Consider the following 640-nt stretch of genomic DNA (forward strand, 5'->3'; position numbering starts at 1 on the left):
AGGCCGAGCTCGTCGGCGACCTGGGCGACGGACTGGTCGCGCAGGTACAGGCCGATCAGCACGTCGCGGTCGCCCTCGGACAGCTGCTCGAGCAGCTCGGCGACCACGAGGCGGTTCTCGACCGAGCGCAGGTGCTGGTCGCTGGCGCGGTCGGGGACGATGTCCATGCCGTGCGCGACGGACTCGCTGACGGGGGCGTCGCCGGGGCGGGCGGAGGCGGCGCGGCGGCGGTCGACGTCGAGGTTGCGCAGCACGGTGAGCAGCCAGCCGCGCACCGACCCGAGGCGCTCGTCCATGCGGGCGGCGTGCCGCCAGACGCGCAGCAGGGCCTCCTGCACGAGGTCCTGGGCGGCGTGCGGGTCGCCGCACAGGCGGTAGGCGTAGCGGTGCATGGCCTGGCCGTGCTCGGCGACGACGCGCTGGACGACGGCGTCGGCCTGGGCGCGCTCGGCGGTGGTGAGGTCGCTGGAGCCGACGGCGTGCAGCGTGCGGACGGGCTCGGGGGTCTGCGTGCTGGTGCTGGTCATGACGTCCTCCGGTATCGGGTGCAACCCGAGTGCAACGGTTGCGATACGAGGACGCTAGGAAGGTCGCCTCCAGCCTCGCTCAACGCGCGATCAAGGGCACCCACGCGCGACTC

Annotated in this window: 1 protein-coding gene; it reads right to left on the bottom strand. The window is 73.8% G+C overall.

Going from position 1 to position 640, the window contains the following annotated elements; translation table 11 throughout:
• Positions 1-527, bottom strand: a 527-nt coding sequence (locus ACYVI6_RS18825) for a sigma-70 family RNA polymerase sigma factor (RefSeq protein ID WP_460447803.1), incomplete at its 3' end; no start/stop codon positions are given.
• Between the last annotated feature and the right edge of the window lie 113 nt (positions 528-640).

It is taken from the genome of Angustibacter aerolatus (assembly GCF_054776675.1).